Source organism: Candidatus Skiveiella danica (assembly GCF_022705245.1).
GTDB lineage: Bacteria > Pseudomonadota > Gammaproteobacteria > Burkholderiales > Burkholderiaceae_C > Skiveiella > Skiveiella danica.
In genome coordinates, this window is record NZ_JAKJEW010000011.1 from 98,612 (window position 1) to 115,213 (window position 16,602).

Annotated in this window: 17 protein-coding genes and 1 pseudogene; 10 read left to right on the plus strand and 8 right to left on the minus strand. The window is 64.7% G+C overall.

Going from position 1 to position 16,602, the window contains the following annotated elements; genetic code table 11:
• From ACMUOY_RS08520 to ACMUOY_RS08530, 3 genes are all read left to right on the plus strand, one after another.
• The coding region (locus ACMUOY_RS08520) for a FixG Ig-like domain-containing protein (RefSeq protein ID WP_413892276.1) at positions 1–568 on the plus strand (568 nt) is incomplete at its 5' end.
• An 83-nt stretch (positions 569–651) separates the two neighbouring features.
• Entirely contained in the window at positions 652–1,137 is a 486-nt protein-coding gene (locus ACMUOY_RS08525; protein ID WP_413892277.1) for a hypothetical protein, read from the plus strand.
• A 76-nt stretch (positions 1,138–1,213) separates the two neighbouring features.
• Positions 1,214–1,684 carry a PaaI family thioesterase gene (locus ACMUOY_RS08530; protein WP_413892278.1) on the plus strand — a complete coding sequence of 157 codons (471 nt, stop codon included), beginning with the start codon at positions 1,214–1,216 and terminating at the stop codon, positions 1,682–1,684.
• Here ACMUOY_RS08530 and ACMUOY_RS08535 read toward each other — a convergent pair.
• The 5 genes from ACMUOY_RS08535 to ACMUOY_RS08555 all read right to left on the minus strand — a co-directional run bounded on the left by ACMUOY_RS08535 (position 1,681) and on the right by ACMUOY_RS08555 (position 5,451).
• The gene (locus tag ACMUOY_RS08535) at positions 1,681–2,715 is read right to left on the minus strand and encodes an MBL fold metallo-hydrolase (RefSeq protein WP_413892279.1); all 1,035 of its coding nucleotides are present in this window, start codon (positions 2,713–2,715) and stop codon (positions 1,681–1,683) included. The two genes, ACMUOY_RS08530 and ACMUOY_RS08535, sit on opposite strands and share 4 nt — an antisense overlap.
• Positions 2,716–2,735: 20 nt before the next feature.
• Positions 2,736–3,083: a hypothetical protein gene (locus tag ACMUOY_RS08540; RefSeq protein WP_413892280.1), complete on the minus strand. Its 348-nt coding sequence runs from the start codon at positions 3,081–3,083 to the stop codon at positions 2,736–2,738.
• Positions 3,084–3,265: 182 nt separating this feature from the next.
• Entirely contained in the window at positions 3,266–3,583 is a 318-nt protein-coding gene (locus ACMUOY_RS08545) for a hypothetical protein (protein WP_413892281.1), read from the minus strand.
• A 137-nt stretch (positions 3,584–3,720) separates the two neighbouring features.
• Positions 3,721–4,863: a tRNA 2-thiouridine(34) synthase MnmA gene (mnmA, locus tag ACMUOY_RS08550; RefSeq protein WP_413892282.1), complete on the minus strand. Its 1,143-nt coding sequence runs from the start codon at positions 4,861–4,863 to the stop codon at positions 3,721–3,723.
• A 117-nt stretch (positions 4,864–4,980) separates the two neighbouring features.
• On the minus strand, positions 4,981–5,451 hold the full coding sequence (locus tag ACMUOY_RS08555) for an FKBP-type peptidyl-prolyl cis-trans isomerase (RefSeq protein ID WP_413892283.1): 471 nt from the start codon (positions 5,449–5,451) through the stop codon (positions 4,981–4,983).
• A 70-nt stretch (positions 5,452–5,521) separates the two neighbouring features.
• Between ACMUOY_RS08555 and ACMUOY_RS08560 the strand changes: the two genes are divergently transcribed.
• From ACMUOY_RS08560 to tcuB, 5 genes are all read left to right on the plus strand, one after another.
• Positions 5,522–6,460 (plus strand): LysR substrate-binding domain-containing protein, encoded by a 939-nt coding sequence (locus tag ACMUOY_RS08560; protein ID WP_413892284.1) that lies wholly within the window; start codon positions 5,522–5,524, stop codon positions 6,458–6,460.
• 84 nt (positions 6,461–6,544) lie between these two features.
• Positions 6,545–7,300, plus strand: coding sequence for an SDR family NAD(P)-dependent oxidoreductase (locus tag ACMUOY_RS08565; protein WP_413892285.1), 756 nt, complete (start codon positions 6,545–6,547; stop codon positions 7,298–7,300).
• A gap of 50 nt (positions 7,301–7,350) precedes the next feature.
• Positions 7,351–8,331 carry a Bug family tripartite tricarboxylate transporter substrate binding protein gene (locus tag ACMUOY_RS08570; RefSeq protein WP_413892286.1) on the plus strand — a complete coding sequence of 327 codons (981 nt, stop codon included), beginning with the start codon at positions 7,351–7,353 and terminating at the stop codon, positions 8,329–8,331.
• 66 nt (positions 8,332–8,397) lie between these two features.
• A complete protein-coding gene (gene tcuA / locus ACMUOY_RS08575; protein ID WP_413892287.1) occupies positions 8,398–9,837 on the plus strand; it encodes an FAD-dependent tricarballylate dehydrogenase TcuA in 1,440 nt (479 codons plus the stop codon).
• Positions 9,824–10,996, plus strand: a complete 1,173-nt coding sequence (gene tcuB / locus ACMUOY_RS08580) for a tricarballylate utilization 4Fe-4S protein TcuB (protein WP_413892288.1) — start codon at positions 9,824–9,826, stop codon at positions 10,994–10,996. The genes tcuA and tcuB overlap by 14 nt, the downstream gene beginning before the upstream one ends.
• Positions 10,997–11,111: 115 nt before the next feature.
• Here the strand turns inward: tcuB and ACMUOY_RS08585 are convergent, their stop codons facing one another.
• Positions 11,112–11,588, minus strand: a complete 477-nt coding sequence (locus ACMUOY_RS08585) for an NUDIX hydrolase (RefSeq protein WP_413892289.1) — start codon at positions 11,586–11,588, stop codon at positions 11,112–11,114.
• A gap of 165 nt (positions 11,589–11,753) precedes the next feature.
• On the opposite strand from ACMUOY_RS08585, the gene ACMUOY_RS08590 reads away from it, so the two are divergent.
• Both ACMUOY_RS08590 and pntB read left to right on the plus strand, forming a co-directional pair.
• A complete protein-coding gene (locus ACMUOY_RS08590) occupies positions 11,754–13,415 on the plus strand; it encodes a Re/Si-specific NAD(P)(+) transhydrogenase subunit alpha (RefSeq protein ID WP_413892290.1) in 1,662 nt (553 codons plus the stop codon).
• A 16-nt stretch (positions 13,416–13,431) separates the two neighbouring features.
• On the plus strand, positions 13,432–14,844 hold the full coding sequence (pntB, locus tag ACMUOY_RS08595) for an NAD(P)(+) transhydrogenase (Re/Si-specific) subunit beta (protein ID WP_413892291.1): 1,413 nt from the start codon (positions 13,432–13,434) through the stop codon (positions 14,842–14,844).
• Positions 14,845–15,384: 540 nt separating this feature from the next.
• Here the strand turns inward: pntB and ACMUOY_RS08600 are convergent.
• A pseudogene (locus ACMUOY_RS08600) lies at positions 15,385–15,914 on the minus strand (IS3 family transposase); the annotation flags it as partial.
• Between the two features lie 67 nt (positions 15,915–15,981).
• Positions 15,982–16,602, minus strand: a 621-nt coding sequence (locus ACMUOY_RS08605) for an IS3 family transposase (protein WP_413892292.1), incomplete at its 5' end; no start/stop codon positions are given.

Consider the following 16,602-nt stretch of genomic DNA (forward strand, 5'->3'; position numbering starts at 1 on the left):
CAAGGGCCTGCAGTACGAGTGCATCGGCTGCGGCGCCTGTGCCGACGTCTGCGACACGGTGATGGACAAGATGGGCTACGCCCGGGGTCTGGTCAGGTACACCACCGAGAACGCCATGAAGAGCCAGTGGACCCGGGCGCAGACTCTGCGCCATGTGCTGCGGCCCCGCATCCTGATTTACACCTCGATCCTGCTGGCGATCGTGATCGCCATGGGCGTCAGCATGGCCCTGCGCACACCGTTCAAGGTCAGCGTGGTGCGCGATCGTGGCGTCCTGGCGCGTATCGTCGAGCGCGGGCGGATCGAGAACGTCTACCAGCTGCAGATCATGAATGCCACCGAGGCGACGCAAAAGTACCGGATCACCGCAGAGGGTCTGCCGGGTCTGGCGATCGCGTCCGAGAACGTCGTGACCGTCGATTCCACACAGGCCGTTCGGCTGGCGGTGCGGGTGCAGGCACCCTATGACGTGGCCGCGCCGGGCACGCATCCGATCCGCTTCGAGATCGAATCGATGCATGCGCCCGGCCACCTGACCGAGAAGTCGATGTTCATGGTGCCGCGCTAAAGTGGCCTTTTCCGTCAGGTCCGTTTGCACGGCCGCGGTGGGCGGCGGCTTCGCCCGCCGGTTCCATTGAATCCGGGAGTCCCATGACGCCATTGATCCGGCCGCTTGCGAGGCGCACCCTGTGCGCCGCGCTTGCGTTGACCCCGCTGTGGATGAGCGCAGCACCTCTTGAGCCGGGTGCCGAGCTGCCACCGTTGAAACTGAACGACCAGTACGACAAGCCGGTCCTGATCGGTCCGGCAACCCGGGTCCTGCTTTTCACCACGGAGAAGTCCACCAGCGATTGGGTCATCAAGGCGCTGAGCTCCAAGGCTTCGGAGCACCCGGGCGTCGTCTATGTGGCCGACATCAGCGCCATGCCCTCTGCGATTGCACGGATGTTCGCCATTCCGAAGCTGCGCGAACTGAGCTTCCCGGTCGGGCTGGCACATGACGCGGCGGCGGTGGCCGAGCTGCCGCGCCGCGCCGGTTCCGTCAGCGTCCTTCACCTCAAGCTTGGCCGGGTGACGAAGCTGCAGTTTGTTCAGACGGAGGCCCAGTTGCTGCAGGCGCTGGAGCTGGCGCCCTGACGTCGGGGCGCGGTGCCGCTGCTGCAAGACACACGACCCCCAGGCGCGCCAGCGCGATTCAACCCACGGAGATCCCATGAAAGCCTTTCAGGACTACTACCCCGAAAACCTTGCCCACTGTTATGGGTGCGGCCGCCTGAACCCGCACGGACATCAGATCAAGACGTTCTGGGATGGTGATGAAACCGTGACCCGGTTCACCCCCTTGCCGCATCACACGGCGGTGCCGGGCTTCACCTATGGCGGCCTGATTGCCTCGCTGGTCGACTGCCACAGCACCGGCACCGCGGCGGCGGCCATGTACCGCGCCGAGGGGCGGGCCATGGACACGCTGCCCCCGTTCCGCTTCGTCACGGGCTCGCTGCATGTGGATTACCTCAAGCCGACGCCGCTGGCCGGCGAACTTGAGCTGCGCGGCCGCGTGAAGGAGATCAAGGGCCGCAAGGTGGTTGTGGAAACCACGGTGCTGGCGGGCGGCGTCGCTACGGCGCGCGGCGAGGTGGTGGCGGTGCAGATGCCCGAGGGTTTCGGGATGCCCGCGGCCTAGAACGCCTCTTTTTCGGCCTCAAGGTACGCCAGACTGATGTACTTGCCAATGTTGCTGTCGAAACCCTGCATGGTGGCTGCGCGGCTGGCCACGCGCGGATCCTTCATCACCATGGCCCGGGCCTCGCCCTCGGTCTTGCCGTCCTTTACGGCCTGCAGGCAGGGCTCCCAGATGCCGGCCAGGAAGGCGCCGTAGGTGGCGAGCAGGTCGCGCCGGGCTTCGCCATGGCCGGGCACCCAGAGCTGGTCACTGGCGGCGGCTTTCAGTGCCGCGTAGAACTTGAAGGTGCCAGGGTAGGAGCCGTCGTCGATATTGGCGATGCGGTTGGTCATCGCGATGTCGCCCACGGCGGTGACCTTGTCTTCGACCACCTCCACGCACAGATCCGACGGCGTGTGCGCGCGGCCGTAGTGGTGCAGCTTGAGCGTCACGTCGCCGAACTTCAGCACCTGGCCCGGCACGGCCTCCCGGTTGGGCGGCACGACCTGGGTGCCGGCCGTGGCCTGGTTGGTCCAGCGCTCCATGAGGTTGCGCCACAGGTTGCCTTCCACGCCACGGATCTGCTCGATGGTGTGGGGCAGGGCGTAGATCGGCAGCTGCTGGCCATAGGCCTGGACGAAGGCGTGGTTGCCGAGCCAATGGTCGCCGTGGTAATGGCTGTTGAATACCGCCACAACCGGCAACGGCGTGACCTTCTTGATCATGCGGATCGCCATCTGTCCGATCTGCAGCGAGCTGCCCGAATCGAGCACCACCACGCCCGCGCTGGTGACCACGAAGATCACGCTGGCCATCATGCCGCGGTTCTCTGGCGTGGGAAAACCGTCCGTGGCGTAGATCAGCCAGACATGCTTCGACAGCTGCTGCGGCGCGATGTCGGGCATGGGAGGGCCCTCGATGAAGTCACCCAGTTGCTGTGCGAACAGGCGGGCGTCGGGCCACAGGCTCAGCGCGGCGATGCCCATTGCGGCGCCGGTGCCCAGCAAGGCGCGGCGGTTGGTCGATGCGGGGCGGGGCGCATTGCGGTGCATGGTCGATTTCCAGAGGGGGGTCAGGGAGCCGCTTCGGGCGGCAACGGTTGATCGCGGTGAGGCAACTCATAGGCGTCGGCCACGTAGGCTGGCCCCTTCATCAGCATGACGATCACACAGCCGATGGCAACGGTCAGCACCAGGGTCCAGTGCAGGACAACCAGGGCGATGGCGAAGTAGTCGGCCAGCGTGACCAGGCGTTCGGTGGCAGCGGTCATCGGATCGGGTGCCCACATCCGCACGGCCACCACGCCCAGCAGGGGCAGCGCCGTGCCGGCGGCAAAGATGGCCGGCAGTTTGCGCCACAGCCCCCACTCCAGACCCGGGGCCGAACGCTGAAAGCCCGGCAGTTTCTGCAACCAGTTCATGGTGTTTCCGTCGTCAAGCGGGTTCCATTGTCACGGAATTGGGTCGGTGGCGAAGATGCGTGGGAAAACCCCTTGATCCCATCGTGGATGGGTCTTCTTTTGCTACAAAAAAGCAATTGAGAGCGGTGTCTCACAAACAGAAAGGCCTGCAGAGCAGGCCTTGAGTCGGGGTATGTGGGGCGTCAGGCGTTGATGCGGCGCACCAGCTGGATCTCTTTCCAGCCGGCGTCACGCCGGGCTACCGGCTTGGCGATCCGGGTGGCGGCCCAGACGGCCAGCGTGATGGCCCAGTGCAGCAGCACGATGGTTGCGGCAAAACGGTTGGCCATGCGCAGGATCTCGGCCGTGCCGTTTGTCATGGGAAGGGGCGCCAGGAGATACATCAAGGCCAGCACGGCCAGCGGGAGCACGGTGCCGACGACGCCGATGATGGTCAGCTTGCGCTGGAAGGCGGTACGGGCGCTTGGAGCGGAAGAAGAAGTCACGTGAATGCGGGTCATGGCTGAACGGGTCCTGGCAGTTCGAAAATTCAAAGTTATGCCGATTCTCGGGTAAACCCTGAACGCAGGGTTTGAGAAAAATCAAACCTTGGTCGAAAAATGGTGCGGCGCAACAGAAGTCGCCCGTCCCATCCCGGTCAGTCGCCGGCTGCTCCGATCACGCCGCCGCCCAGGCAGACCTCGCCGTCATAGAGCACGGCGCTTTGGCCGGGCGTGACCGCCCACTGCGGCTGGTCGAACTGCAGGCTGAAGGCGCCCGACGGATCCAGATCCAGCCGACAGGGAGCATCCACCTGGCGGTAGCGGGTCTTGGCGGCGTAGGCGCCCGGCGCCGGCGGTTCGCCAGCGCACCAGCTGGCGTCGCCGGCTTGCAGCGCGTCGGACAGCAGCCATGGGTGGTCATGACCCTGCACCACGCACAGTGTGTTGTGTTCGAGGTCCTTGCGCGCCACAAACCAGGGTTCGTGCTCGCCGGCGCCGCGCAGGCCCTGAGCCTGGATCGCCTTCAGCGCCGCGCCTTTGGCCTTGAGCCCGCCGATGCCCAGACCCTGGCGCTGGCCCAGGGTGTAGAAGCTCAGGCCCACGTGCTGGCCGATGGTGTGGCCGTGCTCGTCCTTGATCGGGCCCGGCTCCTGGCTGATGTAGCGGTTCAGGAAGTCGCGGAACGGCCGCTCGCCGATGAAGCAGATGCCGGTGGAGTCTTTCTTCTTCGCGTTCGGCAGGCCGATCTCGGCGGCGATGCGCCGCACCTCGGTCTTGTGCAGCTCGCCGACGGGGAACAGGGTTTTCGACAGCTGGGCCTGGTTCAGCCGGTGCAGGAAGTAGCTCTGGTCTTTGCTCGGGTCCAGGCCCTTGAGCAGCTCGTGGCGACCGGTGGCCGGGTTCAGCCGCACCCGAGCATAGTGACCGGTGGCGATTTTCTCGGCGCCCAGGCGCATGGCGTGGTCCATAAAGGCCTTGAACTTGATCTCGGCGTTGCACAGGATGTCCGGGTTGGGCGTGCGGCCGGCCTGGTACTCGCGCAGGAACTCGGCGAAGACGCGGTCGCGGTACTCAGCGGCGAAGTTGACGTGCTCGATCTCGATGCCGATCACGTCGGCCACGGCCGCGGCGTCCACGAAGTCGATGTTGGACGAGCAGTATTCGCTGTCGTCATCGTCTTCCCAGTTTTTCATGAAGATGCCGATGACCTCATACCCCTGCTGCTTGAGCAGGTACGCCGTCACGGCGGAGTCCACGCCGCCACTCAATCCGACGACGATGCGTTGTTGGGCTGTCATCGGGGGATTTTAGGAGGACGGTTCCAAGCGCTTTCTAAACGACCGCCGGTCTCGTGGAAGATCGTACTGCAGCGTGCGAACGGCGCCAGGAGGCACCACCTGGAACGGGCTCATTGCTTAATGCTGATGCCCGCCATCCCCATGTGCATGGCCATGCGCCAGTTCCTCCGCCGTGGCGGCGCGGACTTCGCTGACGGTGCAGGAAAACACCAGCGTGACGCCGGCCAGCGGATGGTTGCCGTCCAGCACGGCCCGGCCGTCCTCGATCTCGGTCACGCTCATGATGTGAGTGCCGTGCTCGCCCGTGCCTTCGAGTTGCATGCCGACCAGCACGCCTTCGGGCAGGTTTTGCAGCAGCTCGGATGTCACCAGTTCGTCGTCGTACTCTCCGAAAGCGTCTTCCGGCTCCAATTGAACCTGCACCGAATCGCCTACGGTCTTGCCGTCCAGCGCGGCCTCGAGCTTGGGAAAGATGCCGCTGCTTCCATGCAGATAGACCAGCGGGCGCTCGCCCGGATCGACCATCTCGTGCTGCGGATCTTTCACCTCGTAATCGAGAGTGACGACGGTGTTGGCGCTGATCTTCATGGCTGGTTTCCGGTTAAGTGATCCGGCTATTGTGTGCCATCATGGCGCTCGTTCAGAGTGCGGAGCGTCCATGGAACTGAGGCAGCTGCGGTATTTTGTGCGGGTGGTCGAGCTTGGCAGCATGAGCCGCGCGGCGCTGGACCTGAACCTGGTGCAGTCGGCGCTGAGCCAGCAGATCAGCCGGCTTGAGGGCGAGCTCTCGGCCCGGCTGCTGCAGCGCAGCCGCAAAGGCGTCACGCCCACCGAAGCCGGGATGGCCTTCTTCCGCGAGGCGCAGCTGGCCTTGCGCCATGCTGAGCAGGCCGCTCGTGCAGCCCGCCAGGCGCGCCTGTCGGGCACAGTGAGTGTGGGCCTGGCACCCACCACCGCCGCCGTGCTGGGCCTGCCCCTGATGCACGCCATGCGCCAGCGCTACCCGGATGTTCGCCTGCACATGGTCGAGAGCCTGTCGGGCCATCTGACCCAGATGCTGAACGCGCGCCAGCTCGATCTGGCGGTGCTGTTCGAGACCGATGCCGCGCGGCGCTGGAGCGTGACGCCGCTTCTGGAGGAGAAGCTGTACCTGATCCGTTCCCGCCGGGGCTTGCCTGCGAAGGCGGGCGCGTCGGTTTCGATCGCTGAACTGGCCGATATGCCCTTGATCCTGCCGACCGGCCCGCACGGGCTGCGTAGCACGCTGGACGCGGCGTTTGCCCGCGCCGGGATTCGCCCTGTGCTGGCGGCCGAGATTGATTCTCTGGCGCTGCTGATGGATGCCGTGGACGCCGGGCTTGGTGCCACGCTGCAACCCTGGGCGGCGGTGGGGCGGTTCGCAGACGCCGACCGCCGCTTTCACCTGGCCGAGCTCAGCGACCCGCTGGCCCGGCGGCCCAATGTGCTGTGCAGCCTGTCGGACGACGAGCTGTCGCCGGCGGCGCTGGCGGCGCGCGTGGTGCTGGCCGACTGCGCCCGGGAACGGGTGTTGTCCGGGTTATGGGTTGGCGCCCGACTGATCCATCACGATTCGTGATGCCCCCATGCCGCAGCCGGGCTTCCATCGGGGAGGGGCCGGGTCTACAGTTGCCGCACGCAATCTGCACAACGAGGAGACACCATGGATCTGCAACTCAGGAACAAGACGGCGCTGGTGACCGGCGCCAGTGTGGGCATCGGCCGGGGCATCGCCCTGGCGCTGGCGGCCGAGGGTGTGAAACTGGCCATCACCGCGCGCCGGGCGGAAAAGCTCGAAGAACTGGCTGCCGAGATCGAGGCGACCGGTGGCGCCCGGCCAGTCCTGATCACGCAGGACATGTATGCCGAGGACGCCTCGCGAAACCTCGCGGCGGCGGCCATCGCTGGGCTCGGCCACGTCGACATCCTGGTGAACAATGCCGGCGGGTCGCGCTCGTTCAAGGACCTGCATGTCAGTGAGGAGCAGTGGCAGGAAGCGATCACGCTGAATTTCCACCGTCCGCGCCAGCTCGGCGACGCGTTGATCGACCAGATGATTGCGCGCCAATGGGGCCGCATCATCAACATCACCGGCAAGAGCGAACCCGAGCACATCAATGGCGCGTTCTGCGCCAAGGCCGGCATGCACAGCTGGGCCAAGGGCCTGTCGCGCATGGTGGGCAAGCACGGCATCACGGTGAACTGCATTCCGCCGGGGCGCATTCACTCCGAGCAGATCTTTCGCAACTACACGCCGGAATACCGCCAGTGGCAGTGCGACAACGAGATCCCTATGGGCCGTTATGGCGAGCCTGAGGACCTGGCCAATCTGGTGACCTTCCTGGCGTCGCCGCTGGCCAGTTACATCACGGGTACGGTGATTCCGGTGGACGGTGGCCTGCGCAAGTACCAGTTCTAGCGGCGGGTCAGCCGCCGCACAACGGCCCATCAAACCAAAAGGAGACCCGCATGACACTCAATCGCCGCCAGCTTCTGGCGCTCTCTGGCGCCGCCGCGCTGGCAGCCCCACCGTCCGTCTTTGCGCAATCGGCCTGGCCGACCAAGCCGGTGCGTTTTGTCGTGCCGTTTGCGCCGGGCGGCACCAGCGAGATCGTGGCCCGCTCTGTCGCGGCCGAGCTCACCAAGCAGCTCGGGCAGAGCGTCTACGTCGAGAACAAGCCCGGCGGCGCCGGCGTGACAGCGATGAGCGAGGTGGCCAAGGCTGCGCCCGATGGCCACACGATGATCTTGGGTCACGTTGGCACGCTGGCGGTGAATCCGTACATGCTGAAAAACCAGCCCTATGACGTGAACCGGGACTTCATCCCCGTCACGCTGCTGGCCAAGGTGCCCAATGTCTTCGTGATTCACCCGGACGTGCCCGCCAAGAACTTCCGCGAGTTCGTGGACTACGTCAAGAAGCACCCGGGTGAGCTGAACTACGGTTCGGCCGGCAACGCCAGCGCCGGCCACCTGGCGATGGAGTACCTGAAGCTGGTCACGGGCATGTACATCACCCACATTCCGTACCGCGGCACCGGGCCTCAACTGACCGACCTGCTGGCCGGGCGCACCCAGGCATCGTCGGCGGGGCTGCCGGCGTTGGGGGCGCACATCCGCGCCGGCAAGTTGCGCGCCATCGCGGTGGGCACACAGCAGCGCATCTCCTTACTGCCCGATGTGCCGACAGTGGCCGAAATGGGCTTCAAGGATTTTGAAACCTCGCAGTGGTACGGCATCCTGGTCCCGGCCGGCACGCCGCCCGAGGTGGTGAAGAAGATCCAGGAAGAGTCCTACAAGGCCCTCAAGTCCAGCGCCGTGACCGAGCGCTTTGCCACCGATAACGCCGTTGGCGGTGGCGGTTCGTCTGCCGACTTCGCGGCCTTCATCAAGCGCGAGCAGAAGATCTGGAGCGACATCGTCAAGCGCGCAGGCATCAAGGCGGACTGAGGTGTTCAGTTTGTGGATGGGCGGCTCCCTCCATACGGGCGGGGCGAGCCTGCTTTTGGAGACGCTGTGAAAGTGGATGTTCTGGTGATCGGTGGCGGTAACGCCGCCCTATGCGCCGCGTTGATGGCGCGCGAGGCAGGCGCCAGCGTGATGCTGCTTGAAGCCGCCCCGCCCGAATGGCGTGGCGGCAATTCGATGCACACGCGCAACCTGCGCTGCATGCATGACGCGCCGCAGGATGTGCTGGTCGATGCCTACCCCGAGGAGGAGTACTGGCAGGATCTGCTGAAGGTCACCGGCGGCCTGACCAACGAAAAACTGGCGCGGCTGGTGATTCGCGCTTCGAGCACCTGCCGGCCCTGGATGCGCAGCCACGGCGTGCACTTCCAGCCGTCCTTGTCCGGTGCGCTGCACACGGCGCGCACCAACGCCTTCTTCATGGGCGGCGGCAAGGCGCTGGTCAATGCGTTCTACCGCAGCGCCGGCAAGCTCGGGGTGCGAATCCGTTACAACGCGCCGGTGGAGCGGCTGGAGCTCGAAGACGGCCGGTTTGTGGCCGCCCACGCAAGCATCAAACAAGCCGACGGGCGCATCCGCCCTGAGCGCATCGAGGCCCGCGCGTGTGTGCTGGCCGCGGGCGGCTTCGAGTCCAACATCGACTGGCTTCGGGAGGCCTGGGGCCAGAACGTGCGCGGTGAATGGCCAGCCGACAACTTCCTGATCCGCGGCACGCGCTTCAACCAGGGCGTGCTGTTGCGCCACCTGCTGGACGATCACGGCGCGGACCGAATCGGCGACCCGACCCAGGCGCACATGGTGGCCATCGACGCGCGCGCGCCGCTGTACGATGGCGGCATCTGCACGCGCATCGACTGCGTGTCGCTGGGCGTCGTCGTCAACGGCGAGGCGCTGCGTTTCTATGACGAGGGCGAGGATTTCTGGCCCAAGCGTTACGCGATCTGGGGGCGTCTCGTGGCCCAGCAGCCGGGGCAGACGGCGTATTCGATCATCGACGCCAAGGCCATCGGCCGCTTCATGCCGCCCGTGTTCCCGGGCGTGAAGGCAGACAGCCTTGCCGAACTGGCGCGCAAGCTGGGCCTGGACGAGGTCACCTTCATGCGGACCCTGGACGACTACAACGCCGCGTGCCGCGTTGGCACCTTCGACCACACGGCGCTGGACGACTGCCACACCGAAGGCTTGACGCCCGCCAAGACGCACTGGGCACGCCCCATCGACACCGCGCCGTTCTACGGCTACGCGCTCAAGCCCGGCATCACCTTCACCTACCTGGGCCTGAAGACCGACGAGACCGCCGCCGTGCGCTTTGGGGGCCAGCCCAGCGACAACCTGTTCGTGGCGGGCGAGATGATGGCCGGCAACGTGCTCGGCAAGGGCTACACCGCCGGTGTCGGCATGTCGATCGGCACGGCCTTCGGGCGCATTGCCGGCACGCAGGCGGCGCAGGCCGCCTTGCGCCAGGGAGCGGCCCATGCAGCAGCTTGAGGCCCTCACCCGCGACGCTCGGGCACTGGCAAGCGGCGCGCCGGTGCTGAGCGCGCCCGAAGACGAGGTGGCGCGCCAGATGCAGATCTGCAATGCCTGCCGCTACTGCGAAGGTTTTTGCGCGGTGTTCCCGGCCATGACGCGACGGCTCCAGTTCGGCAAGGCCGACATCCATTTCCTGGCCAACCTGTGCCACAACTGCGGCGCCTGCCTGCATGCCTGCCAGTACGCGCCGCCGCACGAATTTGCCGTGAACGTGCCGCGGTCCATGGCGCAGGTGCGCGGGCAGACCTATGCCGACTTTGCCTGGCCGCCCGCCCTGGGCGCGCTGTACCAACGCAATGGACTGACGCTGTCGCTGGCCCTGGCTGCGGGGCTGGCGCTGTTCCTGCTCATGGCGCTGGCCATCAACGGCACCCTGATGGGCGGCGACCTGGACGGCAACTTCTACAAGCTGTTCCCGCACAACCTGCTGGTGGGCCTGTTTGTCCCGGTGTTCGGTTTCGCGGTGCTGGCGCTGGCCCTGGGCGTGCGCAAGTTCTGGCGCGAGGTGTCGCTGGCCACCAGCGGCGCCCCGGTCAACGGGCCGGCGGCGGCCGAAGCGGCTGACAACGTGCTGCGTCTGAAATACCTCGGCGGCGGCCATGGCAAGGGCTGCAACAACGCCGACGACGCCTGGACACTGTGGCGCCGGCGCTTTCACCACGCCACCTTCTACGGTTTCATGCTGTGCTTCGCCGCCACCAGCGTGGCCACGCTGTATCACTATGTCCTGGGCTGGTCGGCGCCGTACAGTATGACCAGCCTGCCAAAGCTGCTGGGCGTGTCGGGCGGCATCAGCCTGCTCGCGGGCACGGCCGGGCTGTTCTGGCTGAACCTCAAGCGCCATCCCCTGCACGGCGACGCCGCCCAAAAGCCGATGGACAGGGGCTTCATCGCACTGCTGTTCTTCACCAGCCTGACCGGCCTGGCGCTGATGCTGGGGCGCCAGACGCCTGCGCTCGCCGCCTTGCTGGCCGTGCACCTGGGCGCGGTGATGGCGCTGTTTGCGACGCTGCCCTATGGAAAGTTCGCCCACGGTGTTTTCCGCACCGCGGCCCTGTTGCGGCACACGGTGGAGAAGCGGCAACCGACAAATCTTCAATTGGGGGATGAGTAAAGTCCGCCGGACCATGCCCAAGTCTGCGGAAACGGCCTTTCAGCGTGGAATATGGCTCAAAAGACCATCATCCCAGCGTGAAATGGTCATTGTCTGCTATTAATTCAGGACTTATTCAGGTTGCCAGCTCCACGTCGGCGTGGATCAGCGACAGCGGAAAGCGCTGGCCGGCCAGATGGTCCTCGATGCAGCGCAGCACCAGCGGGCTGCGGTGGCGCGCGGCGCTGCCCCGCACTTCTTCAGGGGTCATCCACAACGTGCGAACGATGCCTTCGTCCAGCGGTCGCGTCGCGTCGAACGCGCCCAGCTCCCCGGAAAAGGCAAATCGCAGATAGGTGATGTCCTCGCCGGTCGCGACGCGCGGCACGCGGGAGAGGTACACGCCGACCAGCGCCGAGGGCGTGAAGGCGTGGGCGGTTTCCTCCAGGGCCTCACGCGCGCAGGCCTGCTCCGGCGTTTCCCCGCAGTCCAGGTGACCGGCCGGGTTGTTCAGGCGCAAGCCTTCGGAGGTGTGTTCTTCAACCAGCATGAAGCGGCCCTCGCGCTCGATGATCGCGGCGACGGTGACGTTGGGTTTCCATCGGGTGCTCATGGCGGCGGATTATGTGGGATTGCGCTTTCATTGATGCAGGTCATGGATGCCCATGGTCTTGGGGGCGTCAATTTCAGGTAAGCTTTCGCCCGCTGTGGGCCTGTCCCGTACAAGGTCCCCTGACCCTGCCCGGCCGCAGCAATAACAAAGTCGAGGAGTCGCTTTATGCAAACTGGCGTATCTGCTGAGACGACATCGGGCGCGAGCCCGGTCGCCGCCGCCCCTGAAACCCCCAAGCCTGTCCAACGCATTGGCGTTCCGCGAGAAATCTTCGCTGGGGAGAAGCGGGTTGCCACGGTGCCAGAGGTCGTCGAGAAGCTGGTCAAACTAGGGTTCAAGGTGGTGGTTGAATCCGGCGCCGGCGACCTGGCCAATTGTGGCGACGACACCTACCTAGCCGCTGGCGCGGAAGTGGTCGAAGGCGCCGCAGCGCTGTGGGCCGCGTCTGACATCGTGTTCAAGGTGCGCGAACCGAGCGCCGACGAAGTTGCCCTGATGCACGAAGGGCAGACGCTGATCAGTTTCATCTGGCCGGCCCAAAACCCCGAACTGATGCAGCAGCTCGCGGCGAAAAAGGTGACCGTGCTGGCCATCGATGCGCTGCCGCGCATGCTGTCACGCGCCCAGAAAATGGACGCGTTGACCTCCCAAGCGGGCGTTGCGGGCTATCGCGCCGTGATCGAGGCCGCCAATGCGTTCGGCCGCTTTTTCGCGGGCCAGATCACGGCCGCGGGCAAGGTGCCGCCGGCCAAGGTCTTCATTGCCGGCGCCGGCGTCGCCGGTCTGGCCGCCATTGGCACGGCCGTGGGGCTGGGCGCCATCGTGCGGGCCAACGACACCCGGTCCGAAGTGGCCGACCAGGTCGTGTCGATGGGTGGCGAATTTGTGAAGGTCGACTTCGAGGAAGAGGGCGGTGGCGGTGGCGGCTACGCCAAGGTGATGAGCGAGGGGTTCCAGCAGGCTCAACGCGAGATGTATGCCAAGCAGGCCCGGGAAGTGGACATCATCATCACCACCGCGCTGATCCCCGGCAAACCAGCGCCCCGCCTCATCACCGCCGAGATGGTGATGAGCATGAAGCCCGGCAGCGTGATCGTCGACATGGCTGCCGAACGCGGCGGCAATTGTGAGTTGACCGAGCCCGGCCAGGCCGTGGTGAAGCATGGTGTGACCATCGTTGGTTACACCGACCTGAATTCGCGCCTGGCCAAGCAATCTTCGACGCTTTATGGAACCAACCTGTTCCGGCTCGCTGAGGAGTTGTGCAAGACCAAGGATGGTGTCATCAACGTCAACATGGAGGACGATGCCATCCGCGGCCTGACCGTCATCAAGGAAGGCAACATCACCTGGCCAGCGCCGGCGCCCAAGCTGCCGGCAGCCGCGCCGGCCGCCGCCAAGCCGGCCGCAACGCCGCAGGCCAAGAAGGGCCATGGCCACGGGGCCGCGAGCGAACCGATGGCGGGTAACAAACTGGCGATCATGTTCGGGGTGGCTGCCGCGCTGTTCTGGTTCGTCGGCGCCCATGCACCCGCAGCCTTCCTGGCCCACTTCACGGTGTTCGTGCTGGCCTGCTTCGTCGGGTACATGGTCGTCTGGAACGTGACGCCCGCGCTGCACACGCCGCTGATGAGCGTCACCAATGCCATCAGCAGCATCATTGCGATCGGGGCCCTGGTGCAGATTGCGCCACCCCTGGGTAGCAGCGGGCTCCCACCGAATGAGTGGATACGCTGGCTGGCCGTGGTCGGGATCGTGCTCACCACGATCAACATGTTCGGCGGATTCGCCGTCACCCAGCGCATGCTGGCGATGTTCCGCAAGTAAGCCGAAGGGAAACGACATGTCTGGAAATCTGGCAACCGTCTCCTACATCGGAGCAACGATCCTCTTCATCCTGAGTCTGGGGGGGCTTTCCAATCCTGAGACGTCGCGTCGGGGCAACCTGTACGGGATCATCGGCATGACCCTTGCCGTGCTGGCCACCGTGTTCGGCCCCAAGGTCACCCCGGGCGGCTACGCCTGGATCATCGGTGCGATGGCGGTCGGCGGCGCGATCGGCATCTACGCAGCGCGCACCGTGCAGATGACGCAGATGCCCGAGCTGGTCGCACTGATGCACAGCTTGGTGGGCCTGGCCGCGGCGCTGGTGGGTTTCGCCAGCTACATCGACACCTCCAACCCGTTGACGGGCGCCGAGAAATCCATTCACGAAATGGAGATCTATATCGGCATCCTGATCGGTGCGGTGACGTTCTCCGGTTCGCTGGTGGCGTTTGGCAAGCTCAACGGCAAGATCGGCGGTTCGCCCATGCTGCTGCCCGGGCGCCACTGGCTGAACCTGGCCGGCCTGCTGGTGGTGATCTGGTTCGGTCGCGAGTTCCTGAATGCGCACACCATCAGCGATGGCATGGTGCCGCTGATGGTGATGACGGCGATTGCGCTGCTGTTCGGCATCCACATGGTTATGGCCATTGGCGGCGCCGACATGCCGGTGGTGGTGTCGATGCTCAACAGCTATTCCGGCTGGGCTGCGGCGGCGACCGGCTTCATGCTTTCGAATGACCTGCTGATCGTGACCGGCGCGCTGGTCGGATCCAGCGGCGCCATCCTGTCCTACATCATGTGCAAGGCGATGAACCGCAGCTTTATCAGCGTCATTGCCGGCGGCTTCGGCACGGGGGGCGGAACGCCGGCACCCAAGGGCGACGCGGCGCAGCCGGCCGGCGAAGTGGTGCCGGTCAGCAGCGCTGAGACTGCGGAACTGCTGCGCGAGGCCAAGAGCGTGATCATCGTTCCGGGCTACGGCATGGCGGTGGCCCAGGCACAGCACACCGTGTTCGAGATCACGAAGTTCCTGCGCGAAAAAGGCGTCAACGTGCGCTTCGGCATTCACCCGGTGGCCGGGCGCATGCCCGGGCACATGAACGTATTGCTGGCCGAAGCCAAGGTGCCCTATGACATCGTGCTGGAAATGGACGAACTCAACGACGACTTCCCGCAGACCGACGTGGCGATCGTGATTGGCGCCAATGACATCGTCAACCCGGGTGCTCAAGACGATCCGAGCAGCCCGATCGCCGGCATGCCGGTGCTGGAAGTCTGGAAGGCCAAGACTTCCATCGTCATGAAACGCAGCATGGCCTCGGGCTATGCCGGCGTGGACAATCCGCTGTTCTACAAAGAGAACAACCGGATGCTGTTCGGCGACGCCAAGAAGATGCTGGACGAGGTGCTGACGGCGCTGAAGGCCTGATCGTTGCGCAGCATTGGCCGATCAAAGGACTCGCAAGAGTCCTTTGTGCTTTTGGATTGCCGGAGTTGGCGCACGCCGCTGTTCGAAAGGCGGAGACTGCTTGTCTGGGCGCCAGAAGTTTGGCGAGAAGGTTGGTTTGAGCATTGGCGGGCCAAAGTCATGTCGTTGTTGGTGAGCGCAGCCATCGACCCTTCGTTGCTGCGACTTTATGGGTTCAGCACCCCGCGCAGCGCGGCAGATTTGAGTTTTCTCAGCGATCTTCGTTTCTGCTGGTCTGTATTGAGCCCATTCTGCGCAGATTGAGAGCCATGCAAACGAGCTTCAACTCGGCCTGTGCCTTCTTCAATCTGCATGCTTAATTGTCCGACGTCCCCCCATTTTCAGTAGCACTGGGCTTTGGAGTCCGGGGTTAATTTAACTGGTTTTTGAACCAATGTTTTTGCATAAGCTGTCGGTGTCAGGCCACCCAGTGATGTCTTTGGTCTGTACTCCCTGCGCCAGGATTCCACAACGACTCGGGCATGCTGCATGCTTGTAAGTCAGGCTCTTGATGCTGCGCCCCTCAGCCGTGCGGTCGAACACAAAGTCCATGGACCACACCGGGTTAACTGCTGTGGGGCGCTCCAAAGGATGTCGGTCGCTTATTGGAATTTTTTTACGCCTGCGCTTCTTCACCTGCAAGCCGGCTTCGACATACAGGCGGTCTACGCGCTTGTGGTTGACGAGTTCACCGGACTGGCCCAGCTTAAGATAGATCATGCCGGCGCCATACCGTCGATGCCGCTGGGCCAGGGCGACAATCTTTTCCTTGAGCGCACAGTTGCGATCCTGGGCAGGCTCATAGCGGTAGGCACTGGCACTCATGCCAATGACACGCAAGGAACGACGTTCGCTCAGCCCTTGGCTGACCATGTGGCGCACCAGTTCACGTCTGGCCGATACGCTCACCACTTTTTTCTCAAGGCTTCTTTCGTCACCTTGGTCTCCAGCATGGCTTCGGCCAGCAGCCGTTTGAGGCGAGCGTTTTCCGTTTCAAGCTCCTTCAGGCGCTTGGCATCAGACACGGTCAATCGTGACCTGCCCCCATTCACCGTACCAATCAAAAGTGGAAGTCCGGGTTCAAGGGTAATCGATTTGTCATTGAGTTAAAGGGTGTTGAGCTGCATCGCCAGCGCGCTGGCGATGCAGCTCGGCGAATCGAGCCGGGGGGATGCGCCCCAGGCTGCTGTGGGGCCTGACTTCGTTGTAGTCCTTTCGCCATATGGCCACGGCCTCACGCGCCTGGAGCAAGGTCTGAAACCAGCCGTCATTCAGATGCTCGTCACGGAACTTGCCGTTGAAGCTCTCGATGTAGCCGTTCTGCATCGGGCGTCCAGGCTGGATCAGGATGTGGCGAATGCCGTGGGTCTGCACCCAGGCCATGAACGCCCGGCTGGTGAACTCCGGGCCGTTGTCGGTGCGCACGGCTTGCGAGTAGCCACGAAACAGCGCTGCCCGATCCAGAACGCGGGTCACGTACTGGCCTGAAATGCCGAAGTCCACCGCAATGTCCACGCTCTCGTGGCTGAAATCGTCGGCCACGGTCAGGTACTTCAGGCGCCGGCCTCCAGAGAGGCTGTCGCTCACAAAATCCACGCTCCAGACCTCGTTGACCGTGCGTGCCAGTTGCCGCGGCACCCGCTCGTTGACAGGGCGCTTGCCCTTCTTGCGCCGGCGCACAGTCAGGTTGGCTTGCCGGTAGAGGCGGTACATACGCTT